At 66.3% G+C, this 26,487-nt stretch carries 20 protein-coding genes and 1 tRNA gene; 14 read left to right on the top strand and 7 right to left on the bottom strand.

Annotated elements, in window-relative coordinates; all coding sequences use genetic code 11:
* The first annotated feature begins 29 nt into the window (after positions 1-29).
* The 4 genes from ACVOMM_RS02140 (at position 30) to ACVOMM_RS02125 (ending at position 3,371) form a co-directional block, all read left to right on the top strand.
* The gene (locus ACVOMM_RS02140; protein ID WP_459062416.1) at positions 30-1,130 is read left to right on the top strand and encodes an O-antigen ligase family protein; all 1,101 of its coding nucleotides are present in this window, start codon (positions 30-32) and stop codon (positions 1,128-1,130) included.
* Positions 1,127-1,990: a glycosyltransferase family 2 protein gene (locus ACVOMM_RS02135; protein WP_111187224.1), complete on the top strand. Its 864-nt coding sequence runs from the start codon at positions 1,127-1,129 to the stop codon at positions 1,988-1,990. Before ACVOMM_RS02140 ends, ACVOMM_RS02135 begins: the two co-directional genes overlap by 4 nt.
* A gap of 29 nt (positions 1,991-2,019) precedes the next feature.
* Positions 2,020-3,183 (top strand): acyltransferase family protein, encoded by a 1,164-nt coding sequence (locus tag ACVOMM_RS02130; RefSeq protein WP_053518179.1) that lies wholly within the window; start codon positions 2,020-2,022, stop codon positions 3,181-3,183.
* A 111-nt stretch (positions 3,184-3,294) separates the two neighbouring features.
* A tRNA-Arg gene (locus ACVOMM_RS02125) sits at positions 3,295-3,371 on the top strand.
* A 187-nt stretch (positions 3,372-3,558) separates the two neighbouring features.
* On the opposite strand, the gene ACVOMM_RS02120 is transcribed toward ACVOMM_RS02125, so the two are convergent.
* The 3 genes from ACVOMM_RS02120 to ACVOMM_RS02110 form a co-directional block, all read right to left on the bottom strand.
* Positions 3,559-4,914, bottom strand: coding sequence for a Gfo/Idh/MocA family protein (locus ACVOMM_RS02120; protein WP_111187265.1), 1,356 nt, complete (start codon positions 4,912-4,914; stop codon positions 3,559-3,561).
* A gap of 65 nt (positions 4,915-4,979) precedes the next feature.
* A complete protein-coding gene (locus tag ACVOMM_RS02115; protein WP_481525840.1) occupies positions 4,980-7,955 on the bottom strand; it encodes a TonB-dependent receptor domain-containing protein in 2,976 nt (991 codons plus the stop codon).
* 119 nt (positions 7,956-8,074) lie between these two features.
* Positions 8,075-11,428 (bottom strand): TIM-barrel domain-containing protein, encoded by a 3,354-nt coding sequence (locus ACVOMM_RS02110; protein WP_481525839.1) that lies wholly within the window; start codon positions 11,426-11,428, stop codon positions 8,075-8,077.
* A gap of 322 nt (positions 11,429-11,750) precedes the next feature.
* On the opposite strand from ACVOMM_RS02110, the gene ACVOMM_RS02105 reads away from it, so the two are divergent.
* From ACVOMM_RS02105 to ACVOMM_RS02080, 6 genes are all read left to right on the top strand, one after another.
* Entirely contained in the window at positions 11,751-12,917 is a 1,167-nt protein-coding gene (locus ACVOMM_RS02105) for an SIS domain-containing protein (protein ID WP_065174327.1), read from the top strand.
* The gene (locus tag ACVOMM_RS02100; protein WP_053518015.1) at positions 12,910-13,848 is read left to right on the top strand and encodes an ROK family protein; all 939 of its coding nucleotides are present in this window, start codon (positions 12,910-12,912) and stop codon (positions 13,846-13,848) included. The genes ACVOMM_RS02105 and ACVOMM_RS02100 overlap by 8 nt, the downstream gene beginning before the upstream one ends.
* 17 nt (positions 13,849-13,865) lie before the next feature.
* On the top strand, positions 13,866-15,200 hold the full coding sequence (locus tag ACVOMM_RS02095) for a D-tagatose-bisphosphate aldolase, class II, non-catalytic subunit (protein WP_481525838.1): 1,335 nt from the start codon (positions 13,866-13,868) through the stop codon (positions 15,198-15,200).
* Complete coding sequence (locus ACVOMM_RS02090) at positions 15,118-16,011, top strand: DeoR family transcriptional regulator (protein ID WP_346475376.1); 894 nt, start codon at positions 15,118-15,120, stop codon at positions 16,009-16,011. The genes ACVOMM_RS02095 and ACVOMM_RS02090 overlap by 83 nt, the downstream gene beginning before the upstream one ends.
* Positions 16,008-17,123 carry an N-acetylglucosamine-6-phosphate deacetylase gene (locus ACVOMM_RS02085; protein WP_481505041.1) on the top strand — a complete coding sequence of 372 codons (1,116 nt, stop codon included), beginning with the start codon at positions 16,008-16,010 and terminating at the stop codon, positions 17,121-17,123. The genes ACVOMM_RS02090 and ACVOMM_RS02085 overlap by 4 nt, the downstream gene beginning before the upstream one ends.
* 102 nt (positions 17,124-17,225) lie before the next feature.
* Positions 17,226-19,013, top strand: coding sequence for an MFS transporter (locus ACVOMM_RS02080; protein ID WP_481525837.1), 1,788 nt, complete (start codon positions 17,226-17,228; stop codon positions 19,011-19,013).
* Between the two features lie 7 nt (positions 19,014-19,020).
* On the opposite strand, the gene ACVOMM_RS02075 is transcribed toward ACVOMM_RS02080, so the two are convergent.
* From ACVOMM_RS02075 to ACVOMM_RS02060, 4 genes are all read right to left on the bottom strand, one after another.
* Entirely contained in the window at positions 19,021-19,506 is a 486-nt protein-coding gene (locus tag ACVOMM_RS02075) for a SecDF P1 head subdomain-containing protein (protein ID WP_345776128.1), read from the bottom strand.
* Complete coding sequence (locus tag ACVOMM_RS02070) at positions 19,503-20,054, bottom strand: HdeD family acid-resistance protein (protein ID WP_053518003.1); 552 nt, start codon at positions 20,052-20,054, stop codon at positions 19,503-19,505. Before ACVOMM_RS02070 ends, ACVOMM_RS02075 begins: the two co-directional genes overlap by 4 nt.
* Before the next feature lie 58 nt (positions 20,055-20,112).
* Entirely contained in the window at positions 20,113-20,808 is a 696-nt protein-coding gene (locus tag ACVOMM_RS02065; protein WP_481525858.1) for a double zinc ribbon domain-containing protein, read from the bottom strand.
* A gap of 182 nt (positions 20,809-20,990) precedes the next feature.
* Positions 20,991-22,331, bottom strand: a complete 1,341-nt coding sequence (locus tag ACVOMM_RS02060) for a chloride channel protein (RefSeq protein ID WP_445394025.1) — start codon at positions 22,329-22,331, stop codon at positions 20,991-20,993.
* A 204-nt stretch (positions 22,332-22,535) separates the two neighbouring features.
* Here ACVOMM_RS02060 and bioB point away from each other — a divergent pair, with 204 nt between their 5' ends.
* The 4 genes from bioB (at position 22,536) to ACVOMM_RS02040 (ending at position 26,477) form a co-directional block, all read left to right on the top strand.
* Positions 22,536-23,579 (top strand): biotin synthase BioB, encoded by a 1,044-nt coding sequence (gene bioB / locus ACVOMM_RS02055; RefSeq protein ID WP_481525836.1) that lies wholly within the window; start codon positions 22,536-22,538, stop codon positions 23,577-23,579.
* A 67-nt stretch (positions 23,580-23,646) separates the two neighbouring features.
* Positions 23,647-24,870, top strand: coding sequence for an 8-amino-7-oxononanoate synthase (gene bioF, locus ACVOMM_RS02050; protein ID WP_481525835.1), 1,224 nt, complete (start codon positions 23,647-23,649; stop codon positions 24,868-24,870).
* An 18-nt stretch (positions 24,871-24,888) separates the two neighbouring features.
* Positions 24,889-25,668 (top strand): pimeloyl-ACP methyl ester esterase BioH, encoded by a 780-nt coding sequence (gene bioH / locus ACVOMM_RS02045; RefSeq protein ID WP_481525834.1) that lies wholly within the window; start codon positions 24,889-24,891, stop codon positions 25,666-25,668.
* 29 nt (positions 25,669-25,697) lie between these two features.
* Positions 25,698-26,477 carry an SDR family oxidoreductase gene (locus ACVOMM_RS02040; RefSeq protein ID WP_053517992.1) on the top strand — a complete coding sequence of 260 codons (780 nt, stop codon included), beginning with the start codon at positions 25,698-25,700 and terminating at the stop codon, positions 26,475-26,477.
* Positions 26,478-26,487: the final 10 nt, after the last annotated feature.

Genomic DNA, 26,487 nt, shown 5'->3' with positions numbered 1-26,487 from the left:
AAGGTCTGCGCATTGGACACGTGGGTGGCATGCTGCTGGTTCTCGTGGCAGCCACCTTGCACAACTCGCTAGGCATTCTGGCTGCCATAGTGTTCGCGGCGGCCAACGGCAGCCTGCTGCGGCGACGACTCAATGTTGGCTGGTTTTCCGGGGCCTTCTACCTGATCGCCGCCTATGTGCTCGTCCGCGCCTTGTTCCCCTCCTTGGTGCCCTTCCTGGCACAGTCACAGGAAGCAGTGCGCTTCGTCACATTCGCGATCTTCGCTTATGCGCTACATCGCCTACGGGTGCAGGAAATTGCACTTACATTGATGCTTTTCCTCGCCTTCCTACTGTTGCCGTTCGCGCTTGATCTGGCAACGGGCGCTTTTCTATCAGGTGACTACCGTTACCGTTCATTGATGCCGCATGCGAACCACTTGGGTTATGTGTGTGCAACGGTGCTGATCACTTTCTTGTATCTGCACTTCAGCCGGCTATACAGCCCACGTGGCCTTTACGTCTTCCTGGCCGCAGCTCTTGGCATGCTGGTGGCATCCAAGAGCTCGGGCGCACTGTTCGTATTCATGGCCGGCGTGCTGATGATTTTCCTTAGCTTCCGCTTCAGCGTTACGCGTTTGGTATATGCAGCGATGGCTGTAGTGGCTGTAGTGATGGCACTTCAGACTCCCCTTGGCCAATACGCGCTCGAAAAGATCACAGTGTCCGATCTTGACCTGATCGTCGAGAAGGCCCGCAGCCACCAGTTCGGTAACCAAGGCTCCTCTTTCGCATGGCGCATGTCCTATTGGATCGCCATGATTGAAGCGCAGTTTGATAGCGGCTCGGCCATCGTGTTGTTTGGTCAGGGCGGTGGCTCAACCGGTGATGGCAACCGTGTATTTGACTTCATTTCCAAGGATCCGCATTCGGACTTCGTCCGTCTCTTCATCGAGTATGGCGTCGTCGGGAGCCTGTTGATCCTCGCCTTGCTCGCTCGCGGCTGCATGAAGGCAGGCCCAGTGGCTCTGGCCATGGTCATCCTGTTCGGCCCGATGCTGACCGGCAACAGCATCATCTCCCCACCAGTGATGTTCCCGATTCTGATGAACCTATTCCTGCTCAAATCACTGACCGAGGCCCAGAAATGAGCCGCCGCATCTTCCTGAGCACTCCACTACGCAACGAGATAGACAATATCCCTGACTTGTATGCAGCTGTGGCCGCACAGGATACCGCCATTGCCATGTGGGTCATCGTGGAAAACGGATCCACAGACGGTTCACGCGAACTGCTGCAGACGCTGGCCAAGCCCGCCAACGTCGAGCAACTCATCGTGCTCAATGAAGACACCGAATCCGGTGAGTACGCACTCGGTCAAAAGTACGCCCGCATCGTGTCACGTGGTTTCGACGAAATCCGCGGCAGCGTGGAATTGGGAAATGAGGATCTCATCGGCATTCTTGATGCGGACAGCTTTCCGGAGCCGGACTACTATCGTCTACTAATCGAAGCTTTTGATCGCAACCCCAAGTTGGGCATAGCCAGCGGAATCAGTCGTGATACTGGAACCGACAGGCGTTCTATGCACGCTGCTGACTGGGTGCGGGGCAGCTGCCGTCTTTGGCGCGGTGCGTGCATGGTTCAGTCCGGTTACATCATAGGCCCATCGGCTGATACGTTATCGCTGGCACGCGCCGAGATCGATGGCTGGGAAGCTCGTGTCGTAAAGGAGGCCACTTTTGAAGCCCGTGAAGTCGGCGCCCGTTCCAAGCAGCGCTATTACGGCGGTTCGGCCCACTTCCGCGGCAACACATTGACGTATGCGCTAGTACGCTTTGGCAAGTTTGTCATGCATGGTCGCTTCGCCGATGCCCGTGATTACCTAGGCGGTTACTGGAGCGCCCGCGCAAGCGGTTCCCCGCAAATCGACGACTCCGAAATCCGCGCATATTTCCATGGATACCTATCCCGGAAGCTCAAGCAGCGGTTGGGCCTAACGGCACACTGAGCACCTACTCCGCAGGCGGACATCTGGAAATGCAGAAGAATTACTACCCATTGGTTGATATGTCGCGCTTCTTCGCGGCCATGCTGGTCCTGATCTACCATTTGGGGTATTCCACTTGGCAACCGCGCAGCAACGGGTACTTCATTCACGAAGGTCTTTACAGCATCCCGCAGATGTCGTGGGCATGGTTTGGCTATATTGGTGTTCAGATCTTCTTCGTGATCTCCGGCTTCGTAATTACCCACTCGGCGGCCAAGGCATCACTGCACCAGTTCGTGATCGGTCGCATCACCCGTCTGTATCCGACGCTATGGATCTGCGCGACGATCACCTTGCTGGTGTGTATCGCTGGAGACCTGTACTCCGGTAGCGAACTGCTACGTCGTTACGTTGGCTCGCTGCTACTGTTGCCGAAGGCCCCATGGATGGAGGGTGTGTACTGGACGCTGGTACTGGAGATCATCTTCTACGCCTTGGTTGGCCTAATGATTCTCAGTCGACGCATCCACCGCATCGACCTGCTTGCTATTTTCCTAACGCTGTACAGCGGCTCGGCCATTATCGTCGCCAGTCTGTTCCACGCCACTGACATCGACTGGTTGTCGTCGTTGATCGGTCTTGCGCGCGGCAAGCGTCAGCTGCTGGCCTGGCATGGCGTGTTCTTCGCCATGGGCATCTACTTCTACTTGGCATCCGTCGGCCGCCTGCGGGCCATCAATGCGCTCTTCGCCATTGCCACGCTGGTGCTGTGCTGCCTCCAGATCTACGTAGGTGCCGCCCTGCCACGCGCCGAGGCGTTGGCGGAGATCGGTCAGGAGGAAATGGCCATGCGGCTACCCTGGATACCTATCGCGGCCTTCCTGGTGTTCACCGCCGTGATCCCATTGTCAATCCGCTATGGCGCGCGCATCGGACAGCACGTGTCGGTTCGGATGGCCTCTCTGCTACGTTTGCTGGGCCTGATGTCCTATCCCATCTACCTGCTGCACTTTACGCTGGGTCTGGTGATGATGCGCTTGCTGGTGACCCAGGGAGCCTCGCCGATGCTGGCGCTAGGGGTGGCTTGCATGCTGGTTCTAGTGTTGTCTTGGGCCATCGCACGCTTCGTAGAGCCGGATTTCCAGCGCTGGACCAGGGCCCAGTTGACCCGCCTGCATCAAGCGATCTTCGCCCGCGGTGCCGCCATCTCCTGAGCCTCGCAGCCGCCCTCCCCATCCAGGCCAGCAAGGTGGGAAGATTTATCCATGGAAAGTGGATAGAATAGCGGGACCGCACCAAAGTTTGGTGCGGTAGCAGCACCCAACGCGCCCGTAGCTCAGCCGGATAGAGTAGTGGCTTCCGAAGCCATTGGTCGGGGGTTCGAATCCCTCCGGGCGCGCCATCTTTCCCTGCTCAGGCCATCGATTGTTGGCCCACCGGCACGGCCCCAGAATCAGCAGGCCGCTGATCTTCCACGCTGAGACCTGGGAACCGGCAGCCGCCGAGCGCAGGCCCAGCGCCACAGGGGCGAGCACACCGGTCCACACAGCAACGCCGGGCATGGCCCGGCGCTACCGTGGGTGTACGGATCAGTACGTGCCGTCGAAGGCGAAGATCGGCTTGCGCTGCTTCCACGCGCCAGCGGTGAAGTCAGGGAACTCCAGCGTCTGGAAGCCATTGGCGATGGACTGCTCGGAGAGCGGGGTGATCGCGCTCCAGGTCACTGCATCGTAGATGTCGATCGGCATCGGCGCCTTGGCCTTCAGTGCCTCGACGAACGCATGGATGACGAACCAGTCCATGCCGCCGTGACCGGCGCTGGCCGCGGTGTCGGCATGCTGCTTCCACAACGGGTGCTCGTACTGATCCTGGTAGGTCTTGAACTCTTCCCACTGGTGCGGCGGGCTGCGGCCTTCAATGTGGATGGAGTGGTTGACGTCCATCCACAGACCCTTGGTGCCCTGCACGCGGAAGCCCATCGAGTACGGTCGAGGCAGCGAGGTGTCGTGCTGCAGCAGGATGGTCTCACCGTTCTCGCAGGCAAGCGTGGTGGTCACGATGTCACCCAGCTTGAACTTCACTTGGGTGCTGGGGTGGGTGGTGCCACCGCTCTTGGCCACGGTGTACTCGTGCAGGCCGCGTGCCTTGGTCGCGAAAGCGTTGATATGGGTGAAGCGGTTGCCGCGGTTGATGCCGGTGTACATCGCGCACGGGCCGATGCTGTGGCTGGGGTAGAGCTCGCCGTTGCGCTCCACCGAATGCTCGGTGCGCCAACGTGCCTCGCTCCAGCCCTTGGGACCGAACTCCACGCCGCTGTCGTAAGGCTGGCTGGGATCACCGGAGTTGAACTTCACCCCGCGCAGGTCGTGCTGGTAGCCGGCCTGCAGATGCACCAGCTCGCCGAACAGGCCCTGTCGCACCATCTGCAGGGCGGCCATCACATCGCGGCGGTAGCAGACGTTCTCCAGCAGCATGTACGGCGTGCCGGTCGTGAGCTGGGTCTTCAGCACATCCCAGTGGTCCTGCAGGGTGATGCCGGCCACCACCTCGCAGCCTACGGCCACGCCCGCCTGCATGGCGGCGATCGCCATCGGCGCGTGGTATTCCCACGGCGTAGCGATGATCACGCCATCGATGCCCTTCTGTTCCAGAAGGCGCTTCCAGGCGTTGCTGTCGCGATCCTGGCCATAGGTTTTCGGCGCAGGCTTGCCGGCCTTGGTCACCATGTCCACGGCACGACCCAGCATGATCGGCTCGATGTCGCACAGTGCAATGACCTCGACATCGTCGCGGCGCACCAGCTCCTTCAACAGCACCTGGCCGCGCATGCCGGTACCGATCATGGCCAGGCGGAGCGTGCGCCCGCGCGCCCAGGCCGGGGTCTGTGGCAACAGGCTGCTGGCGGCGACGGCGGCACTGGCCGCGATGAACTCCCTGCGTTTCATGGCAAACATCTCTCCTCTTGGAAGCGCGCCGGCCGCAACCGGCGCGCTGGATCACTCGAACCTGCTTACTTGAATCGATAACCGATGGTCACACTGTAACCACGGCCGAAGATCGTCGCGTAGTCGCTGGAGTCACCCAGGAAGCTGTTCGGATCGTAGAACGGCAGCCGGTCGAACAGGTTCTTGACGGTGAAGCTCAGGTTCCAGGCGTCGTCGGGGCGCCAGGTGACGCTCAGGTTGGCGGTCCACCAGGACGGCGCGCCGTCGCACTTGCTGGCCTGCAGCGCCAGGTAGCCGGCGGTGCAGGTCTCCTTGTTGTTATCCACCTCATCCACGCGGTCACGGGCCCACTTGGTACCGCCCACGTAGTTGACGAACATGCTGGTGGTCACCTGCTTGTAGGTCCAGTCGGCGTTGAGCGTGGCGCGCAGGCGCGGGTTGTTGTAGTAGCCCACCACGTCGCCGTAGTACCAGCCGCTTTCCTCATCCATGTAGTAGCGGTTGCGATTGGCGATGGTGGCGGCCAGGCCCACGTTCAGCCCGCCCCACTCGCCCAGCGAGAAGCGGCTGCGTGCGTCCACGTCGAAGCCGTCGACCAGGGTCTTGCCGCGGTTCTTGTACTGGCCGACCACGCTGGCCACGTTGCCCACGCTGTAGCCGGGCAGGACCGAGGGGCAGCTCACACCGCTGGCCGGGTCGGCGCACATCGCCGCCAGCTGGGCCAGGTTTGCGCGATCGGCATCAGTGATCGGCGAACGGGTGGAGGAGATGATGTCGGTATCACGGCTGAAATCCGGGGCGACGATCTCGTCGTTGCGGTAGATGAACCAGTAGTCGGCCGACACCGACAGCCAGCTGGCCGGCTCGTAGACGAAGCCCAGGGTGGCGATCTTGGCCTTCTCCGGCTTCAGGTCCTGGTTGGGCTGGGTCATGCGGGCCACGGTGCGGCTGCAATCGACGTTGGCCAGGCTCTTGCCCAGGTCCACGTCACCGGCGCGCTGCGACTGCCGCAACAGGTCGGCGATCGCGTTGGTCTCGGCACAGCGCACCTCATCGCGGTAGCCACCGAGCTGGGCGAACACGCCACCGCTGCCGGACTCGGCCAGGCTCGGCGCACGGAAGCCGGTCGAATAGGTGCCGCGCAGCATCAGTTGATCGAATGCCTGGTACTTGAAGCCGATCTTCGGTGCGACGTTGGCGCTGAAGTTCGGGTATTTGTCCACGCGGACCGCGGCATCCAGTTCCAGCTTGTCGGTGATCGGCGCCACCGTTTCGGCGAACAGTGCATAGGTGTTGCGCGCACCGTCGAACCACGAGCCGCCCTGCTGGGTGATCAGGCCGGCGGCTGCGTCGGCATTGCCCGGCGTGTAGAAGGTTTCGCGGCTGGCATTGAAGCCGAACGCGGCGCGCATCTCACCGGCCGGCAGCTGGAACAGCGGGCCTTCGATCTTGCCGTCCAGGGTGTGCAGGCGCGTCCAGGACTGGATGTCGAAGGTCGGGAACGCCTCGCGGATCAGCGCTGCGTTGGCTTCGCTGATCTCACCGAACTTGTATGCCGGATGGTCGGAAATGATCACCCGCCCGGTACCCGGATCCACCGAGTAGGGGCCGAAGGCCTTCTCGAAGCCCTTCAGGTTGACGTTGATGGTCTGGTAGGTGGTGGAGTGCGTGCCGGCGGTGGCGAAAGCAGTTTCCCAGTTCCAGTCACCCATGTTGCCACGTGCACCGGTCAGCACGCGGTAGCTCTTGTCGGTGTTGCGCTGGCCGAAGTAGTTGGCGCCGGCATCCTGCAGCAGGTACTGCAGGCCAACTACGCCGCCCATCATCGCCTTCAGTTCAGGGCTGGCGTGGTTGTACTCGTTGTTCGGCCCCAGGTAGGGATACAGGAACTGGTTGACCGTAGTGCCGGTATCGCGGGAGAACCAGCTGGTCGGGTTACCGGTGGTGGTGCCATAGCTGCGGGGTGTACCGCCATTGGCACGCAGATCGATGTCGGTGTAGGTCGCCTCGGCGAAGATTTCGGTCGAGTCGCCCACCAGGAAGGTGCCATTGAGGTAGGCGGTGTTGCGCTCGGATTTGGCGCCGGCGTCGATCTCGTTGTTCATCCAGGTCTCCCAGACACAACGCGGACCGGCGGCCTCGCCCTGCAGCACGTTCTTGCACCCGGGTGCGGCCTCCTGCACGCGGCGGCCGGTGACCGGATCGAAGGCGAAGTAACTGCCCGGGTTGAACTCACCCGGCTTGCTGCCCACGCCCAGGCGCAGGTTCGTCAGGTAATTGGGATTGTTGACGTAGTACTGCTCGGGACGCTTGTCGTAGAAATCACGCAACGGGATCGCGTCACGGCGGTACATGTTGACCGCACCGTAGATGTTGAAGCGGTTCTCGGCCAGGTCGCCGAAGCCGGCGGTGATGCTGGCCTGGCGCTCACCGTAGGAGTCGATGCGCGATGACGTATCGTTGGTGAAGTTGATCTCCGCGCCCTGGAAGTTGCGCTTGGTGATCACGTTGATCACACCGGCCACGGCGTCGGTGCCGTACACCGCCGAAGCACCATCGGTGAGCACTTCCATGCGTTCGATGGCGGCAGCCGGGATCGCATCGATGTTGACGAACTGGGTCTGGAAGCCGGCGGGTGCGCCGTAGTACGACAGGCGACGACCGTTCAGCAGCACCAGCGTGCCCTGTGCGCCCAACCCACGCAGATTGGCCTGCGAGGCACCGTCGGAGCCGGTGAACAGCGAGCGCGAATCCTGCTGCGCCGGGCGGGCAGCCGGCAGGTTGTCGAGCACCTGCAGCAGCGTACGCGCACCCATGTTCTGGATGTCCTGCTTGCTGATGACCTGGACCGGCGAAGCGGTTTCCACATCGGTACGGCGGATGTTGGAGCCGGTGACCTCGATGCGGGCCAGGTCGGTGGCGTTGTCCTTGCTGTCCTGCGCAGCGGCAGGCAGGGCGACCGACAGCAGCGCGCCGGCAATGGCCAGCGTCAGCGGAGCGATCGTGCGACAGGGGGGGCGGCGGTAGCGTGCGGGCAACATCGGGGTTCTCTCCTGGCAGGGGTGCGGCGCGAATAGGGATCAGCGGGCAAAGCGCTCCCGGGCCACGGCCAGCAGGCCGCAGTCGGTATGGGCGGGGGAGGAGCGGTGTTACGAAGGGGTCATGGGGCGACGATGCTGGCGGAGTCGCCCTCCTGGCCGATCAGCACGGCGTTGGCCCAGTTGGCACAGACCTGGGCGGGTTGACTGCCCTGCGCACCCAGCGTGCGCAGGCTCAGGGTGGTAAGGCCACGGATGTCCAGCTCCGGCTTGACCACGCCGGGCGCCTTCACCAGGCCGCTGTCGTAGAGCAGGCGGTTGTCGCCCCAGACCTGGAACTGCAGGCCGCCTGCGCTGCGGCAGGCATCATCGATGCCCAGATCCGCACGCAGCAGGCGCCAGCCGCCCTGCAGGTGCAGGTCGATGCGGCTGTTCGCGCCCACTCCCAGGCCGCGGCGGAACTGCAGGCCGTTCATGCGCATGCCGGCCTCGCCACGGAACGCCTGGTCGGCGCGCATCTGGCTGGCCAGCGCGGCCGGCACCGGCAGCTCGGAGAGATAGCGCTGCCGGGCCGGTCGCTCCGGTTCCTGGTGCTCGAGGATGTGGAAGGTGGACAGCGCGATCGGGCCGACATCGCGTGGCTGCAACGCGTCGAACGCGCGGGCGCTGCCCTGTGCCGCAGTGACCATCGGGTCGGTGCTGCTGGCGCCGTCGCCTTCGGGGTTCTGCACGCTCAGCACCCGGAAACGCAGCAGGCGACCGGCGTGTGCGGGGAAGTCGATGCGCTGCATCCCTTCCTTCAACTGCAGCCGGCCCCGGGCGATCGGCTCGCCCCATTCGCCATTGCTGTCGCCCAGGTACACCTCGTAGTCGCGGACCTGGCCATGCTTCCAGTTCTTGTCGTTGCGTGGCGCCAACTCGATGCCGTCGATCATCCGGCGCTCACCGAAGCCGACCACCCATTCGTGGGCGCCGGTGCGCACGGCCTGGTTGCGCACGCTGCGGAACCAGGTGGCCGGGTCATCGTCGAACGCGTTCTCCAGCGGATGGCCAGGCTCTTCCGCTGGGCGGTTGACCACCAGCAGGCTGTCGGCCGGCAGCTCGCGGCCGAGCACCGGCGCGGCCGGATAAGCATCGTCCGCAGCGGCGGCGGTCACGGCGAAGTCCAGCTGCACCTGCAGTGGCTGGCGGATAATCTGCGTGGCGGTACGCACATGGACGGTGCCGCCACGCTCACGGGCATCGAAATACCAGCCTTCGTCGGCACCGTTGAAGGCTGCCGCGTCGGCCAGCGCGGGCAGCACACGGGCGCCGGCCTGCACTGCGCGCGGGGCCTGCCGGCTCAACACGCGCAGGCCGTAGCGACGCTGCGCCAGCTGGCCCTGGTAGGTGCCCTGCACGGCCGCGATCTGCACCTGGACCGGGCCACTGCCCTGTGCCGGCGCCTGCACGCGGATCTGCTGCGTGCTCGATTCGCCCTGCTGGTAGCGGCGGGTGTTGCCGTCGTCTTCGTACAGCGTGTACTGCGAATCGCCCTGCGGATAGAGATCGAAGGTGACCTCGTCCAGCGGCTTCTCGCCATCGAACAGCATCGACGGATACATCGGCAGGATGGCCCCGGCGCGCACGAACACCGGCAGCGTGGCAAGGTCGACCTGGCGGTCGAGCTGACGGCCCTCGGCGCCGGCCTGCACGCGGCGGCCATCCCAGTAGTCGATCCATCCACCGGCCGGCAGATGGATGTCGCGCCGCCAGCCACGGCTGGCCGCCTGGCTGCGGTAGACCGGTGCGATCAGCAGATCACGGCCCAGCAGGAACTGATACTTGTAGGTTTCGTCCTGCGCATGCGGATCGCGCGGGTAATCCCACATCAACCCACGCACCGGCGGTGCGCCGGTCTGCGCGGCGTCGTGCACCAGCCCGTACATGTACGGCGTCAGCCGCATCTTCAGTTTCAGATAGTCGCGGTTGATGCTGCGGTAGGGTTCGTCGTACCACCACGGGTGCTTGCGCGCGTTCGACGACCAGCCACTCATGCCCATCAGTACCGGAGTGAAGGCCTTCCACTGCAGGTCGCGGGTGTAGGTCTCGGCGCTGCCGCCGAAGATCGCATCGACATCGCCACTGGCATAGGCCATGCCGGACAATCCCGAGCCGACCAGGGTCGGCACGTGCCAGCGGATGTAATCCCAACTGCTGCTCTGGTCACCGGTCCAGGCAACCGCGTAGCGCTGGATGCCGGCCCAGCCCATCACCGTCCACAGGAAGGGACGCGAATCGGAATTGTCGACGATGCCATTGAACGCCTGGCGGTTGGCGTCCATCGCGAACTGATAGCCCTTGCCGGTCCAGGCCACATCCAGCTTCTGTACACGGCTGCCGGCCTTGCCGACTTCCCAGGCGATCTTGTCGACACCGTTCTCCGTCCACAGGCCGGTGCGGAAGCCGTATCCGGCCAGACCCTTCACCGTCTCGGGCAACTGCTTGTAGCCGCAGCCATAGCCGTCGTTGGGCAGGATCCAGCCACCGGGCATGTCGTGTGCCCGGTACTGCTTGGCCACGCTGTCGACCACGTCAGGCGTGGTGCCGGTCGGGCCATCGCTCCAGCCCTCGGGCACGGTGCCCGGCTTCTTCGCGTTGTCGCCGTCGTTGTAGCAATCGGCATCGCCATAGGACAGCGCCCAGCGCGCGACCATGTTGGGGCGGCCGGTCAGCTGCGTGTAGCGCTCGATCAATGCCGGCAGATCGGCACCGACGAAGTAGTAGGCGTCGAAACGATCTTCGCGATGCAGCAGGGTGGACTGATCGGGCTGGCGCAGGTCGTAGCTGCCGTCGCTCCACGTATTGCGCAGCATGCCCCAGCCGCGGCTGCTCAGCAGCATCGGCGCCGGGCTCGGTCGATCACCCTCTTCCCAGCCGCCGGAGTAGGACACCTCAAGCTCGCGTCCCTTGAACTGGTAACGGCCATTCTGCTGGCCGCCGCCGAAGAATCCTTCGTCGGGCTGCGACGAGAGTACCTGCACGCTCTGTGCAGCATCCAGGTCCAGCGGCTGCAGCTCCTGCCACAACGCAGTGGGCTGGCCATTGTCCAGACGCTCCAACCGCAGGCGCAGCGGCTGGCGCTGTACGTGCAGCACGAGTGCGCCGGTGCGCAGACGGATCTCCTGCGCATCTTCTTCCAGCTGTGCCTGCACGTCGGCACTGGGCTGGGGCAGCACGATCGGCGCGGCCTTGTCGCCGGCTCCGGTCAGTACCCCCTTGCGCCCCGCCTGCACACGGACAATGTCGGCAGCCGGCAGTTCGATGCGCACGCGCGCGCCGGTGTCGGTCTGCAGGTCCCAGGCGGGCGTGCCCGCCTTGCTGGCGGTGACCGAGCGCAGGTTGCCGATGGGTTCGGCGTGGGCCGACATGGACGCCAGCAGCAGCACCGGCAACAGGGCCAGCATCAGCGGCGAGCGGCGAATGCAGATTTCCACGCGGACTCCCAACCCGTTCACCGGGCGTTTCGAAAGCGGTTGGGCCGACTCTAGGGCAGGGATTCGAAAGATGTCAACAAATGGAAAGCAAAAAGTAAGATAAGTTCGACTGAAACGAAAGTTGATGCGGCGCAATACTTTGTGTAATCGCTTGCACTCCCCTGTTAAGCTTGGTGCGATACGGCATTCTTCGATTCCTTTCGTTTTGGACGATTGCGGTCTACCAGAAACGCCAAGCGCTCTTTATCTTTCTTTTTGCTTTCGGTATTTGACATTTCGAAAGAAAACACAGATCGTGCGATGGCCCAACTGGAACCTCCGAATGGACGTCACCCTGCTTTCCGATGTGTCCGCCTGGCAGCGCCGGGGCGGAGCCGATACCGCTACTGAAATCGCCCAGCAGCCAGCACTGTGGGACGCGCTTGCACAGGATCTGCTGCAGGCCCGCGAACGCCTGCAGGCCTTCCTGGGCGACCGCCTCGACAATCCCGATCAGCGCGTGTTGTTCACTGGCGCCGGTAGTTCCGGCTTCATCGCCGAGATGGTGGCCGATGCGATCAACGCGCAGTGGGCCGCTGACGTCCGTGTGGTGCATACCACCAGCCTGCTGACCCATCCGGCGCTGTATCTGCAACGCGACCGCCCCACCCTGCTGGTTTCGTTCGGCCGCAGTGGCTCCAGCCCGGAAAGCGTGGCAGCGGTGGACCGTGTGCGCAGCGACGTGGATGACGCACGCTTCCTCGACATCACCTGCAACGCTGATGGCGAACTGGCCCGGCGCGGTGCCGGCCGTGCCGATACCTGCACTCTGTTGATGCCGTCGGCCAGCTGCGACCGCGCCTTTGCGATGACCAGCAGCCTGACCTGCATGCTGCTGGCCGCGCTGACCGTGTTCGACCGCTCACCGTGGCAGACGCGGGTGGCGCGCCTGACGCAGCTCGCTGCGCTGGCCCGCGAAGGCCAGGCGCAGTGGGATGCACCGGTGGCCGCGCTGGCACAGCGCCCCTTCAACCGCGTCATCTACCTGGGCAGCGGTCCGCTGGAAGCGCTGGCGCGCGAGTGCGCGCTGAAGGTGCTGGAGCTGACCGCCGGCCGCGTGCTGGCGCTGGCCAACACGCCGCTCGGTTTCCGCCACGGCCCGAAATCCACGCTGGATGGCAGCACCCTGGTGATCGTGCTGCGCAGCGTGCAGCCGCTTGCACGCCGCTACGAGCAGGATCTGCTGGACGAGCTGCGCCGCGACGGTGTGGCAGGCCAGGTGCTGGCCATCGGCCCGCATTCGGACATCGGTGCCGACGATGACTACACCCTCGCCGTACCCGTCCTGGAGCCGGTTCTGGGTGATCCCTGGCTGGCGCCGGTGTGGCTGGCCTTCGGCCAGCTGTTCGCACTGCAGCGCTCGGCCGCGCTGGGGCTGACCCCGGACAATCCCTTCCCCGATGGCACGGTGAACCGCGTGGTCAAGGGTGTCACCATCCACCATGGCTGAGTTGATCGCCCATGCCTGCTACGGCATCGATATCGGCGGCACCAAGATCGAGCTGGTGGCGTGCGATGCGGCGATGCAGGTCACCTGGCGCCGCCGGGTGGCCACTCCGCAGGGTGACTACGATGGCTTTCTGCGGTCGGTGGTGGCGCTGGTCGCCGACGCCGACGCCGCACTGGGCCGCAACGATGCGGCCATCGGCATCGCGCTGCCCGGCGTGCGTGACCGCCGCACGGGCCGCCAGCTGAGTGCCAACGTGCCGGCGCTGACCGGCCACAGTGTGGCGGCCGACCTGCAGGCACGCCTGCAGCGTCCGCTCCATTTCGGCAACGACCTGCAGTGCTTCGCCTTGTCCGAAGCCCATGGCGGCGCAGCCGACGGCTACCCCAGCATGTTCGGCGCGATCCTCGGCACCGGCGCCGGTGGCGGCTTCTGCCTGCAGGGCCGCCTGCTGTCCGGCTTCAACGGCCTGGCCGGGGAGTGGGGCCACTGGAGCGTGCCGGGCCACCTGCTGCAGCGTCACGGCCTGCCGTTGATCGACTGCGCGTGCGGCCTGCAGGGCTGCGTTGAGCGCTATGTATCCGGCAGCGGCCTGGCGATGATCGAACGCCACCTGGGCGGCGCGGCCGTCGATGCCAGTGCGGTGATCGCACTGGCCGAAGGCGGCGATGCGCGTGCACGCAGCGCGCTGGACATCCACCGCGACCTGCTCGGCCACAGCCTCGCTGCGCTGGTGCTGGCCCTGGACCCGCATGTGATCGTGCTCGGTGGCGGCCTCTCGCAGTACACCCCGCTGTACCAGCAGCTGCCGGCGGCAATCGCTGCCCATCTGTTCAACGGCGTGCAGGTGCCGCCGATCGTGCCCCCGCGCTTCGGCGATGCCGGTGGCGCGCGCGGTGCCGCGCTGCTTGCCTGCCAACCCTCGTTTTCCTGATTGTCCGGAGCATGACCATGTCCCCGTTGCAGACCCTGCTTGCCTCCCACCGCGCCGGCCACAATGTGGGCCTGTACAGCGTCTGCTGCAGCAACGAACAGGTGCTGCGCGCGGCCATGCATGTGGCACTGGCACACGACACGGTGCTGCTGGTCGAAGCCACCTCCAACCAGGTCGACCAGTTCGGCGGCTACACCGGCATGACCCCGCCGCAGTACCGCGACTATGTCGGCACGCTTGCGGATGAGGAAGGCTTTCCGCGCACGCGGCTGATCCTGGGCGGCGACCATCTCGGTCCGAACGCCTGGCAGAAGCGCCCCGCCGCCGAGGCGATGGCCCACGCGCGCGTGCTGATCGAAGCCTACGTGGCCGCCGGCTTCCACAAGATCCATCTGGACTGCAGCATGTCCTGCGCCGACGATCCGGTGCCGCTGCCTGATGCCACCGTGGCCGCGCGTTCGTCGGAACTGGCGACGATCGCCGAGCGCACGGCTGCCCGGCTCGGCCTGCCGGCGCCGGTGTACGTGATCGGCACCGAAGTGCCCGTTCCCGGCGGCGAAGCCTCGCTGGCCGGCGGCCTGCAGGTGACCACGCCGGCAGCCGCCGCGCAGACCCTGGCCATCCACCAGCAGGCATTCGATACCCCCGAACTGCGCGATGCCTGGCAGCGCGTCATCGCGATGGTGGTGCAGCCGGGCGTGGATTTCGATCACAGCAGCGTGCACGAGTACGATCCGGTCGCCGCCAATGCGCTGGCCGACTTCCTAGAACAGCAGCCGCGCATCGTGTTCGAGGCGCACTCCACCGACTACCAGCGCGAAAGCGGACTGCATGCGCTGGTCCGCGATCATTTCGCGATTCTCAAGGTCGGCCCTGCCGCCACCTTCGCCTATCGTGAGGCACTGTTCGCATTGGCGGCGGTCGAACAGGCGCTGCTGCCGGCTGCGCAGTGCTCACGCCTGCCGCAGGTGCTGGAAGAGGTGATGGTGGCGCAGCCGAAGTACTGGCAACCCTACTACCAGGGTGACCAGGCGACACTGCGCCTGTTGCGCAGTTATTCCTTCAGTGACCGCTGCCGCTACTACTGGGGCGAGCCGGCACTGCTGCGCGCCGTGCAGACGCTGTTCTCCAACCTGGAGCAGCACACGCCACCGTTGGTGCTGCTGAGCCAGTACCTGCCGGAGCAGTACCGCGCCGTGCGTGACGGCCGCCTGGCCAACACGCCGACGGCCCTGGTGCAGCACCGCATCGGCCAGTGCCTGGGCGAGTATGCCCGCGCCTGCAGTGCCAACCAGGCAGGCAAGCGCGGTCAGGACACACGATCCGCTGCCGGCATTGCTGCGAACGGCTAATCTCTACCCCTCACAGCAGACCCGAGACTCCGCCATGCGCAACACCCGCTCCCGCCGGCAACAGATCCTGCAGCTGCTGATCGAGCACGGCTCGGTGCAGGTGGCCGATCTGGTCGAGCGCTTCGGCGTGTCCGCGGTGACGATCCGCGCCGACCTGACCCACTTCGAGTCGCAGGGCCTGGCCAACCGCACCCACGGTGGCGCCAATCTGGTGCGCACGCCTCCGCAGGAGCAGGACATCCATGAAAAGGATGCGCTGAATCTGCCCCTGAAGGAGTCCATCGGCGCCTGCGCGGCGAACCTGGTGCAGGCCGGTGACAACATCATCATCGACTCCGGTTCGACCACCATGACGCTGGCCCGCCATCTGCGTGGCCGCCGCGATGTGACGGTGATGACCAATGGCCTGAACATCGCGTGGGAACTGGCCAATGCTGCCGGCATCAATGTGCTGCTGACGGGCGGGCTGCTGCGTCAGCAGTCGCTGTCGCTGCAGGGCAGCCAGGCCGAGGCCAGCCTCAATTCCTACAGCTTCGACACCCTGTTCCTGGGCGTGGACGGATTGGACCTGCAGTTCGGCCTGACCACCCACGATGAGGCGGAAGCGCGCCTCAACCACCGCATGGTCGAGCGCGCGCGGCGCATCGTCGTGCTGACCGACGCCTCCAAGTTCGGCCGTGTCAGCCTGCATCGCATCGCCCGCCTGGATCAGATCCATACCGTCATCACCGACGCCGGCATCGACGACGCAACCCGCGAGGGCCTGCAGCGGCTGGGCATCGAAGTGATCATCGCCGAGCCGCCCGCATGACCGACACCCGTTCCCTGCATGGCCGCATCCTCACCCCGCTGGGGTGGCGACGTGGCCATGTCCACTTCGACTCGCATGTGCGCCAGCTGCAGGTGGACGACCACAGCGGCGGTGATGACCCGCAGCTGCAGGTGATCCTTCCCGGTTTCATCGATCTGCATGTGCACGGCGCTGCCGGTGTGGACCTGATGCAGGGCGGCGACGTCGCCCGCACCATCGCCCGCACCCACCTGCGCTTTGGTACCACCACCCTGCTGGCGACCACCATGACCGCCGGCCTGGACGAGATCGAGTACGCCCTGCAGGGCGTGGCCGCCACCATGGCAGCACCGGACGACGAGGCCGCATGCATCGCCGGCGTGCATCTGGAAGGGCCGTTCATCAGCCCTCAGCGCCTGGGCGCACAGCCCAACCGTACGATCGAGGCGACGCTGGCGCTGGTGCAGCAGCTGCATGCGCTGGCACCGATCCGGGTGATGACGCTGGCGCCGGAGATCGGCGAACACACGGCGCTGATTCCTGCGCTTTCGGCGATGGGCATCCGTGTGCAGCTCGGCCACAGCGCGGGTACTTACGAAGAAGGTGTGGCTGCTCTGCAGGCGGGTGCATCCGGCTTCACCCATCTGTTCAACGGCATGACCGGCGTCGATCACTATCGCCCGGGCATCGCGGCGGCGGCGCTCGCCCATGCACGTTACGCCGAGATCATTCCCGACCTGCAGCACATCCATCCCGGCGTGATCCGCCTGGCCGCGCGCGCGATTCCCCGCCTGTACGCGGTGACCGACGCTACGGCCGCCACCGGCATGCCGGATGGCGAGTACGCGCTGGGCGAACAGCGCGTGCACAAGTGTGGCGGTTGCGTGCGGCTGGCGACCGGTTCGCTGGCCGGCAGCGCGCTGACCATGGACCAGGCACTGCGCAACCTGGTGCGTGTCGGCCTGGATCTGGCCGACGCCTCGCATCGCGTTTCCACGTTCCCGGCCGACTACCTGGGCCTGGGCGATCGCGGTCGCATCGCGCCCGACGCCCGCGCCGATCTGGTGGTGCTGGACGCTGGACTGCGCCTGCAGCAGGTGGTGGTGGGTGGCCGGGTGGTCGAGCTGCACTGAGCAACATCCCTGCCGTAGAGCCACGCATGGCGCGGCGCCACAGAACGCAATCTGCGAAGAACCGCCGCCGGGCAGGGTCCGGCGCTACCACAGGAACTGCCGATGACTGCAAGCACCGCTCCGCGCTGGCCCGTACGCTATCTGCTCTTCATCGGCGGCCTCGGCGGCCTGCTGTACGGCATCGATATCGGCATCATTGCCGGTGCCCTGCCCTATCTGGAAGCGACCGCCAGCCAGGCCTGGCAGCTCAGCAGCCAGCAGCTGGGATTCGTCGTTGCGGCCGTTCTGCTGGGCAGTGTGCTGTCGTCACTGTTTGCCGGCATGGTGGCCGACCTGATCGGACGCCGCGGCGCGATGCTGCTGGCTGGCGTTCTGTTCACCGCCTCCATTCCCATCATGGCGCTCGCTTCGGGCTACACGCCGCTGCTGCTGGGCCGACTGCTGCAGGGGATCAGCGGCGGCCTGATCGGAGTGGTGGTACCCCTGTACCTGGCCGAGGTGCTCAGTCCGGAGCGGCGTGGCCGGGGTGCAGCGATGTTCCAGCTGCTGCTGACCATCGGACTCGTGCTGGCGGCGCTGATCGGCCTGTACCACGCCCAGGCCGTGGATGCCGCTGCCGAAACCGTGCGCTCGCTGCCGCTGGCACAGCAGGCGCAGGAACTGTTCGCCGTGAAGGACCATGCGTGGCGGACCATCTTCTGGAGCTGCCTGACGCCGGGCCTGGTGTTCTGTGCCGGCATTTTCTGGCTGTCGGAGTCGCCGCGCTGGCTGGTCCGCCGTGGTCGGGTGGACGACGCCCGTCGCAGCCTGCTGCGGGTGCTGCCGGCCGCCGAGGTCGAGCCCACGCTCGCGCGCATCCAGGCACCGGAATCCAGTGGCACGAACGGCAGGCGTGATCCGCTGCTCAGCCGCCGCTACGTGGTGCCGTTCGTGCTGGCCTGCGTGGTCCTGGCCTGCACCCAGGCCACCGGCATCAACTCGGTGCTCGCCTATGCGGTGAACATCCTCAACCAGGCGGGCCTGTCCGGTTCGGTGGCCAATGGCGCCGACGTAGCGATCAAGCTGCTCAATGCGGTGATGACCGTGGTCGCGCTGCTGCTGGTCGATCGCAAGGGCCGCAAGTTCCTGCTGATGCTCGGCAGCGGCGGTATCTGCGTGGCGCTGCTGGCCGCCGCCACCCTGTTTTTCCAGGCCGAACGCGGCCGCGCCGTTGTGCAGCCGCAGCTGCAGGCCGCAGCCAGCGGCGATGGCCTGCATCTGGTACTGGACGAGGCGCAGTGGCAACGCCTCACTGACGGCATCGACAGCGAAGGCCGTCCGATGCAGTTGACCGTCTCCTACGCCTATGGCGACTTCACCAACGTGCGCGCACTGCGCAGTGACAACCTGATCGATCGCGAGCTGCGCATCGACCGTGCCGGCACCGTGCAGCCGGACAGCGTCATCGGCGCCTTCTTCCGCACCCTGCACCTGAATCCGTTCGCAGACCCGGCCGGCGCCGCGCACGCACCACTGCGCATCGAGCAGGCGCGGATCGGGCCGGTGCCAACGCCCGCCCACGGCTGGGCGGTGGCCGCCTGCATCCTCGTGTTCGTTGCCTTCTTCGCGGTGGGCCCTGGCGTCTGCGTATGGCTGGCACTGTCCGAGCTGATGCCCAACCGGATCCGCTCCAATGGCATGAGCATCGCGCTGCTGATCAATCAGTTCGTGTCCACCACCATCGCCGCGCTTTTCCTGCCGACCGTGGGCCACTATGGCTACGCCAGCATGTTCCTGTTCTGGGCGGCATGCACATTCGTGTTCTTCCTGGTGGCTGCGTTCTGGCTGCCGGAAACCAAGGGCAGGTCGCTGGAGGAAATCGAGGCCAGATTCGCGACCAGGCAGCGCTGAGCAGGGTTCAGGGCGCCGGCACCCGCTGGCCGGTGATGTGCCACGCCAGTTCCTGCGCCTCGGCCACGCTGGGCAGGCCACTCAACATCATCGATTCGCCGAACGGACCACTCACCGTCGCCACCGTCAGCACGCGGCCATCCACGCTGATCGCCACCCGCTTCCCTACCAGTGCGGCCGTGCCATCGTGGATGCGCTGCTGTGCCTCCTTGCGATAGCGGATCTGCAGGCCGGGCTGCTGGCTCTGGTCCAGCACGTAACGGACATCGGCGATGTCGGCACTGCCGGCAATCGGCGGCTCACGCAGCGCGAGTGTTTCACCCTGCCACTGTACCGCCGTGCCGTTGCCGGCAGCATCGATCGCGCTCAGACGCACATCCACGCCCGGACGCGGCGCATGATCCCTGCCAGCCTCCGCATCCGCTGTTGCGCCGGGCATGCAACCGGCCAGGCCCAGCACCGCGACCAGCAGAAACGAACCCGCCCGCCTCACTTCAGCTTCCTCAGCTTGAATGCCACCAGCACCTGCAGCAGCCCATACAGCAGGCTGCCGATGCCGATCCACAGCGTGGTCACGGCCACGCCCGCGTAGGGATTGGCCGCAAACAGCAGGCCCAGCACCACCGCCAGCACACCACTGAGTATCAGCAACCACTCGCCCTGGATCTGCCTGCGCACGCGGATTGCGTACACGATGCGATAGATGCCGGCCACCAGCAGCCACGCCGCCAGGAACAGCACCAGCACACTGGCGGTGGCGAGCGGATTGATCACCGCCAGAATGCCGAAACCGAGCGAGGCGATGGCATACAGCGCCAGCCAGCCACGCGAGGCACCGCTGCCACCGCTGATCAGCGCGAACAGGCTGATGACACCTTCGATGATGGCCATCACGCCCAGCGTCCAGGCCAGGGCCGTCGCCGCCGACAGCGGCCAGCCGATCGCGATGATGCCGAAGCCGAGTGCGACCAGGCCGTACAGCAGCAGGATCCACCAGCTGCGACCGACCGCCGACAACAGGGGAGACAGGGGGGAATTCATGACCACTCCTTCGATCCGGAATCGGCTTCATCCTAGCCGCTGGCGATGAAGAGGGCGATCACGGAACCCGTGCGCAGACCCACACGCGCACCTCTGCGGCACCCACGCAGCGCAGTGTCTCAGCGATTTCCATCACGGTGCTGCCGGTGGTCATCACATCATCGACCACGGTCAGCCGCGGCGGCACCGGCGCATGTGCATCGAAGGCGTCGAACAGGTTGTCCCTGCGCTGTTCGGCCGTGCGTTCGGATTGTGGTGCCGTATGCCGACGACGGTACAGGCCCTGCCAGACCGGCATCGGCAGCAACCGGCAGAGTTCGGCGGCCTGGTTGTAACCACGCTGGCGCAGGCGCCGATCATGCAATGGCACCGGCACCAGCGGCGCGCACGACCAAGGGGGCGGCGCGCGCTGCATCAGCTGCGCGAGCAGGCGTCCGGCCGCCAGGTCCTGATGGAACTTGTAGCGCACCAGCAGCTGGTCCACCGGCGGCAGGTACAGCAGGCTTGCGTGCGTGGCCAGCTGCGGTGGTGCCTCCTCGCGGCAGCTGCCGCAGACGATCAGGGCCGCATCCAGCAGCGGCAGCGCGCAGCGCAGGCAGGCGCGACCCGACCACGGCAGTCCGGCGTAGCAGGCTGGACAGAGATCCAGCTCGTCGTGACCCGGGTCGTTGCAGACCAGGCAGCGCAGCGGAATCAGCAGGCGCAGCAGCCGCTGCAACGGGGCCCCGGCGACAATGCGGTGGACGATGCGCATGCCGCAGGCTCGCGCATGGCAGGCAGCGACGCCATCGGCGGACGGACCAGACATGGGTCGGTGAAATGCCCGTCATCGTGTGCCGACGGGCATGACCCACCATGCCCCTACTGCATGGCCTGCCAGGGTGGCTGCCGGTCGCCTCTCCCTGGCAGCATCTGCCGGGCACGTACGCGGATCACCTACTTTCGACCGGGATCGACGGACGTGGCATCGGCCGATGGGCCAGGCACCATCAGCAGCTCGGCCAGGCCACGATAGATCGGCACCCGGCACACCAGACCGGATACCCCACGGGCAATCAGTACCGTGGCCAGAATCGGCAGCAGCAGGTCACCGCTGTCCGTCAGTTCCAGCGAGATCACGGCGGAGGTCAGCGGCGCCTGGGTGACGCCGGTCAGATACGCACACATGCCGAGCAGCACGAACGCGCGTGGATCCACGCCGGGCATCAGCACCGCCAGGTTGTGGCCCAACCCGGCACCGACCGCCAGCGCGGGCGAGAACAGGCCCCCGGGGATACCGGCCACATAGGAGGCCAGATTGGCCAGCAGCTTCATCAGCCCGAACTCATGACCCACCAGCGCGTGACCCTGCACCAGGCTGCGCGCCTGTTCGTAGCCGGTGCCGAACGCACCTTCACCAAACAGCATCGCCAGCGCCACCACCACCAGGCCGCAGCCGGCGGCCAACAGCACGGGATGGCGCTGGCGCAGTTGCCCCAGCCAGCGCGGACGGCCTGCCGCGCTCGCCAGTACGGCGCGCGCGAACAGTCCTCCCAGCAATCCCGCCACCACACCGCACAGCAGGATCGCCAGCCAGCCCTGGCCCAGCGGAAGCCGCGCCGAAACATGGCCGAAGTAGGTGTAGTTGCCCAGCAGACCCAGCGATACCACACCACCGACGATCACCGCCGTCAGCAGCGTGCCCGAGAACCGGTGCTCGAAGCGGCCGCTGAGTTCCTCGATGGCGAACACGATGCCTGCCAACGGGGTATTGAAGGCTGCCGCGATGCCTGCGGCGCCGCCCGCCAGCAGGAAGTGCGACAGCTCACGCGGGTCCTTGAAACCAAACCAACGACCGAACAGGTACATCAGGCTTGCACCCACGTGCACGGTCGGACCTTCGCGGCCGACCGAAGCACCGCCCAACAACGACAGTGACGTCAGCAGCAGCTTGCCGGCCGATACCGCCGGTGAAAGATTCGTCGCGCGGAACGAGGCATCCGGCTTGTCCAGCGCAGCGATGACCTGGGGAATGCCGCTGCCGCGGGTAGGCTTCAGTACGCCGCTGGTCAGCCATGCCAGCAGCGCGAAGATGCCTGGCGTGAGCAGCAGCGCCCACCACGGCGAATGCGCAGTGATGCGCTGGAACAGATGGAACGCCGCGTCGCTGGCCTTGGCGAACAGGATGGCCACCAGCGCCACCGCCACGGCACCTCCCCAGAGTGCGGCGCGGCGGCGCCAAGCCTCACTGAGGACCAGCGCGCTGATGCGGCCGCGAAGGCGATGGAGATCGGTCATGGGACAGAGTCTGCGCGCCAGCGCTTCCGTAGGGCAGTGGCTACTGTGGCCGGCTGCCTTGCACGAAACGGTGAAACGCGGTCCATCCGCTCCAGTCTGATCAGCGGGTCGCAATGTAAACTAGAAATCAATGTAATTGGTTGACAGAAGCTTCAGCGCTACCCACACTGCCGCCCTCGCTCCACTCGTACCCAGGGTCCTGCCATGGCCGCCGCCATCCGCCACGACTGGCAACACGATGAACTGCAGGCGCTGTTCGAACTCCCCCTCCCCGACCTGTTGTTCCGCGCCGCTGCAGTCCATCGCGAGCACTTCGACCCCGCCCGGGTGCAGGTCTCCACGCTGCTGTCGGTGAAGACCGGCGGCTGCCCGGAGGACTGCGCGTACTGCCCGCAGGCCCAGCGCTACAGCACCGGCGTCAACGCACAGAAGCTGATGGACACCGAAGCGGTACTGGCCAAGGCGCGCCAGGCCAAGGCTGCCGGTGCGTCGCGCTTCTGCATGGGCGCGGCCTGGCGGTCGCCGAAGGATCGCGACATCCCGAAAGTGGCGGCGATGATCGCCGGGGTGAAGGCACTGGGCCTGGAGACCTGCGCCACGCTGGGCATGCTCAGTGGCGACCAGGCACGGGCACTGAAGGACGCCGGCCTGGACTACTACAACCATAACCTCGACACCGCGCCGGACTACTACGACTCGGTCATCCATACCCGCCAGTACCAGGACCGCCTGGACACGCTGGAACACGTGCGGGATGCAGGCCTGAAGACCTGCTGCGGCGGCATCGTCGGCATGGGCGAGACGCGGGCGCAGCGCGTGGGCCTGCTGCTGGCCCTGGCCACGCTGCCGGCCCATCCGGATTCGGTGCCGATCAACAGACTGGTGCAGGTGGCCGGTACGCCGCTGCACGGCAGTGCCGAACTGGACCCGTTCGAGTTCGTGCGAATGATCGCGGTGGCACGCATTGCCATGCCGCGTTCGATGGTGCGCCTGTCGGCCGGCCGCGAGGCGATGAGCGACGAACTGCAGGCGCTGTGCTTCCTGGCCGGCGCCAACTCCATCTTCTATGGCGACAGGCTGCTGACCACCGGCAACCCGGAAAGCGAGCGCGATCTGGCATTGTTCGCGCGGCTGGGCCTGCAGCCGATGGCGGTGCAGGTGGACGCCGAGGGCCACGACCACGGCGGTACCGTGCATGCCGATATCGGCAGCGATGCACCCGGCTGCGGCTGCGCTCACGCAGCCTGAGACGGGGGCCGAGCAGGCGTCGCGGCAACGCGCTACCCTAGCCGCCCCGTCGCCGCCTCCCGCCGCCATGGCCCGCCCCGACCTCACCGCCCGCATCCAGGACCAGCGCGCGCTGCGCGATGCCCAAGGTCGTCGCCGCCCACGGCGCACGGTCACCCGCCGCGATGGCGTCTGCCTGGAAGTGGAAGGCCGCTGGCTGACCGGCTTCTGCAGCAACGACTATCTGGGCCTGGCCCAGCAGTTCAGCGTGGTCAATGCATTGCAGGACGCGGCCGCCCGCGAAGGCGCCGGGGCCGGCGCATCGCACCTGGTCTGCGGCCACCACGCGATGCACGATGCTCTGGAACGCGAAATGGCCGAGTGGCTGGGCTACCCGCGCGCACTGCTGTTCGGCAGCGGTTTTGCCGCCAACCTGGCGGTGCAGCAGGCGCTGCTGAGCGAAGAGAACGACGTCTGCGTGCAGGACAAGCTCAATCACGCCAGTCTGCTCGATGCCACGCGGCTAGCCGGTGCGCGTCTGCGCCGCTACCCGCACCTGGATGCGGAAGGGGCCATGCGCCAGCTCAGGCACGCAGCCGATGGCGCAGCGATGCTGGCCACCGATGGTGTCTTCAGCATGGACGGCGACGTCGCGCCGCTGCGCGCACTGTCACTGGTCGCGCGCCTGCAGCAGGCACTGTTCTATGTGGACGATGCACATGGCGTTGGCGTGGTCGGCGATGGCCGGGGCACGGTGGCGGCCGCCGGTCTGGGCGTGGACGACGTGCCGTTGCAACTGGTCACCCTGGGCAAGGCGCTGGGCAGCGCCGGCGCGGTGGTGCTGGGCCGCGAAGACCTGATCGAGCATCTGGCCGAAACCGCCCGCCCCTACATCTACACCACCGCGATGCCGCCGGCCCTGGCGGCGGCGGCACTGGAAGCAGTGCGCCTGGCACGCCGCGACAACTGGCGCCGCACCAAGCTGGTCGACCTGATCGCACTGTTCCGCGGCGAAGCGCGCCGCCACGGGCTGGATCTGATGGCATCGGAGACACCGATCCAGCCCCTGCTGTGCGGCGATGACCACACCGCACTAGCGCTGTCCAAGGCGCTGGAGCAGGCGGGATGGCTGGTCGGAGCGATTCGCCCGCCGACCGTTCCGGAAGGCAAGGCACGCCTGCGCGTCACCCTCTCTGCCCTGCACACGGCAGACCAGGTGCGGGGGCTGGTCGAGGCCATCGCCAGCGCGCGTGATCGCCTCTCGGTCACGCCGCGCGAGGCCGCGCCACCGCCGTTGCCGGCCCTGGCTTGAGGTTCGGCTGGTTTCCGCATGCATATCGAAGTCGCCGGCCAGGGGCCGGACCTGGTACTGATCCACGGCTGGGCCCTGCAGGGCGGTGTGTTCGCGCCGCTGGTCCAGCGCCTGGCGCAGCAGTTCACCCTGCACCTGGTCGATCTTCCCGGACACGGCCACAGCCGCGGGGACACCACGCCGTTGCGCCTGCCCTTCGTGGTCAACGCGATCGCCGCCGCCACGCCACCGGCGGTGTGGTGCGGGTGGTCGCTGGGCGGGCTGTTCGCACTGCATGCCGCGGCGACCCTGCCGAAAGTGCGGGGACTGGCGATGATCGCTGCCACGCCCCGCTTCGTGCGCGGCGACGACTGGCCGCATGCGGTGGAGCCGGCCGTGTTCGAGCAGTTCGGCCGTGAGCTGGCCAGCGATTTCGATGGCACGCTGGAACGATTCCTGGCCCTGGATGTAATGGGTTCGGCGCACGCCCGCGAGGAACTGCGCACCCTGCGCCAGCGCCTGGTGGAACGCGGTGCACCGACCGCACGCGCCCTGCGGGAGGGTCTGCAGCTGCTGGAAAGCACCGACCTGCGCGGCGCCCTGCCGGCACTGGGCAAGCCCAGCCTGTGGATCGCCGGTCAACGCGACAGGCTGGTGCCACCGGCCGCCATACAGGCTGCAGCGGCGCTCGCGCCCGGCGGACAGGCGCTGACCATCGCTCACGGCGGCCACGCCCCCTTCCTCGGCCACGCCGACGAAGTGGCCGCCGTCCTGCAACGCTTCGTTGCCGGCCTGACACCGGCGGATGACGGACAATGACGTTCCTTCGAACTGCGCAGGGCTGACGCATGGATCTGGGTATCAAGGGCCGCTGGGCCCTGGTCTGCGGTGCAAGCAAGGGGCTGGGCCTGGGATGCGCGCGCGCACTGGTGCGCGAAGGCGTGAACGTGGTGATCGTTGCGCGCGGCGAAGCAGCGCTGCAGGCCGCCGCCGAGCATCTGCGCGCACTGCCCGGCGCCGGCGAGGTGCACGCGGTCGCTGCCGACGTCAGCACAGAAGCCGGACGTGCCGCTGCGTTGGCCGCCTGCCCGCAGGTGGACATCCTGGTCAACAACGCGGGCGGGCCGCCGCCGGGCGATTTCCGCAGCTTCGAGCGTGACGACTGGATCGCTGCACTGGACGCCAACATGCTGGCCCCGATCGCGCTGATCCGCGCCACCGTGGACGCGATGATCGAACGCGGCTTCGGCCGTATCGTCAACATCACCTCGTCGGCGGTGAAGGCGCCGATCGATACCCTGGCGTTGTCCAACGGCGCGCGCAGTGGCTTGACCGGCTTCGTCGCCGGTCTGTCGCGGCGCACGGTCGCCCACAACGTCACCCTCAACAATCTGCTGCCTGGCCAGTTCGACACTGATCGCCTGCGCGCCAACTTCGCCCACAGCGCGGGCAAGGATGGCGATGCCGGAGAGATCGCCGAGCGCCGCCGCCAGCAGATCCCCGCCGGCCGCTTCGGCACCGCCGACGAATTCGGCGCGTCCTGCGCTTTCCTGTGCAGCGCACAGGCCGGCTACATCACCGGGCAGAACCTGCTGATCGATGGCGGCGCCTACCCCGGTACGTTCTGAGAGATCCTGC

The sequence above is a fragment of the Stenotrophomonas sp. STEN009 genome, from assembly GCF_056760395.1.
The sequence above is the reverse complement of the archived record's forward strand: the minus strand, read 5'-3'. Positions and strand labels throughout refer to the sequence as shown.

Bases quoted from the DNA above. Each gene is read 5' to 3' on its own strand.
- ACVOMM_RS02135 (WP_111187224.1), top strand. From the start codon at position 1,127: ATGAGCCGCCGCATCTTCCTGAGCACTCCACTACGCAACGAGATAGAC.
- ACVOMM_RS02085 (WP_481505041.1), top strand. From the start codon at position 16,008: ATGACCGACACCCGTTCCCTGCATGGCCGCATCCTCACCCCGCTGGGG.
- ACVOMM_RS02095 (WP_481525838.1), top strand. From the start codon at position 13,866: ATGTCCCCGTTGCAGACCCTGCTTGCCTCCCACCGCGCCGGCCACAAT.
- ACVOMM_RS02120 (WP_111187265.1), bottom strand. From the start codon at position 4,914: ATGAAACGCAGGGAGTTCATCGCGGCCAGTGCCGCCGTCGCCGCCAGC.
- bioB (WP_481525836.1), top strand. From the start codon at position 22,536: ATGGCCGCCGCCATCCGCCACGACTGGCAACACGATGAACTGCAGGCG.
- ACVOMM_RS02040 (WP_053517992.1), top strand. From the start codon at position 25,698: ATGGATCTGGGTATCAAGGGCCGCTGGGCCCTGGTCTGCGGTGCAAGC.
- bioF (WP_481525835.1), top strand. From the start codon at position 23,647: ATGGCCCGCCCCGACCTCACCGCCCGCATCCAGGACCAGCGCGCGCTG.
- ACVOMM_RS02115 (WP_481525840.1), bottom strand. From the start codon at position 7,955: ATGTTGCCCGCACGCTACCGCCGCCCCCCCTGTCGCACGATCGCTCCG.
- ACVOMM_RS02130 (WP_053518179.1), top strand. From the start codon at position 2,020: ATGCAGAAGAATTACTACCCATTGGTTGATATGTCGCGCTTCTTCGCG.
- ACVOMM_RS02065 (WP_481525858.1), bottom strand. From the start codon at position 20,808: ATGCGCATCGTCCACCGCATTGTCGCCGGGGCCCCGTTGCAGCGGCTG.
- ACVOMM_RS02060 (WP_445394025.1), bottom strand. From the start codon at position 22,331: ATGACCGATCTCCATCGCCTTCGCGGCCGCATCAGCGCGCTGGTCCTC.
- ACVOMM_RS02090 (WP_346475376.1), top strand. From the start codon at position 15,118: ATGCCCGCGCCTGCAGTGCCAACCAGGCAGGCAAGCGCGGTCAGGACA.
- ACVOMM_RS02100 (WP_053518015.1), top strand. From the start codon at position 12,910: ATGGCTGAGTTGATCGCCCATGCCTGCTACGGCATCGATATCGGCGGC.
- ACVOMM_RS02070 (WP_053518003.1), bottom strand. From the start codon at position 20,054: ATGAATTCCCCCCTGTCTCCCCTGTTGTCGGCGGTCGGTCGCAGCTGG.
- ACVOMM_RS02105 (WP_065174327.1), top strand. From the start codon at position 11,751: ATGGACGTCACCCTGCTTTCCGATGTGTCCGCCTGGCAGCGCCGGGGC.
- ACVOMM_RS02080 (WP_481525837.1), top strand. From the start codon at position 17,226: ATGACTGCAAGCACCGCTCCGCGCTGGCCCGTACGCTATCTGCTCTTC.
- ACVOMM_RS02140 (WP_459062416.1), top strand. From the start codon at position 30: ATGCTGCTGGTTCTCGTGGCAGCCACCTTGCACAACTCGCTAGGCATT.
- bioH (WP_481525834.1), top strand. From the start codon at position 24,889: ATGCATATCGAAGTCGCCGGCCAGGGGCCGGACCTGGTACTGATCCAC.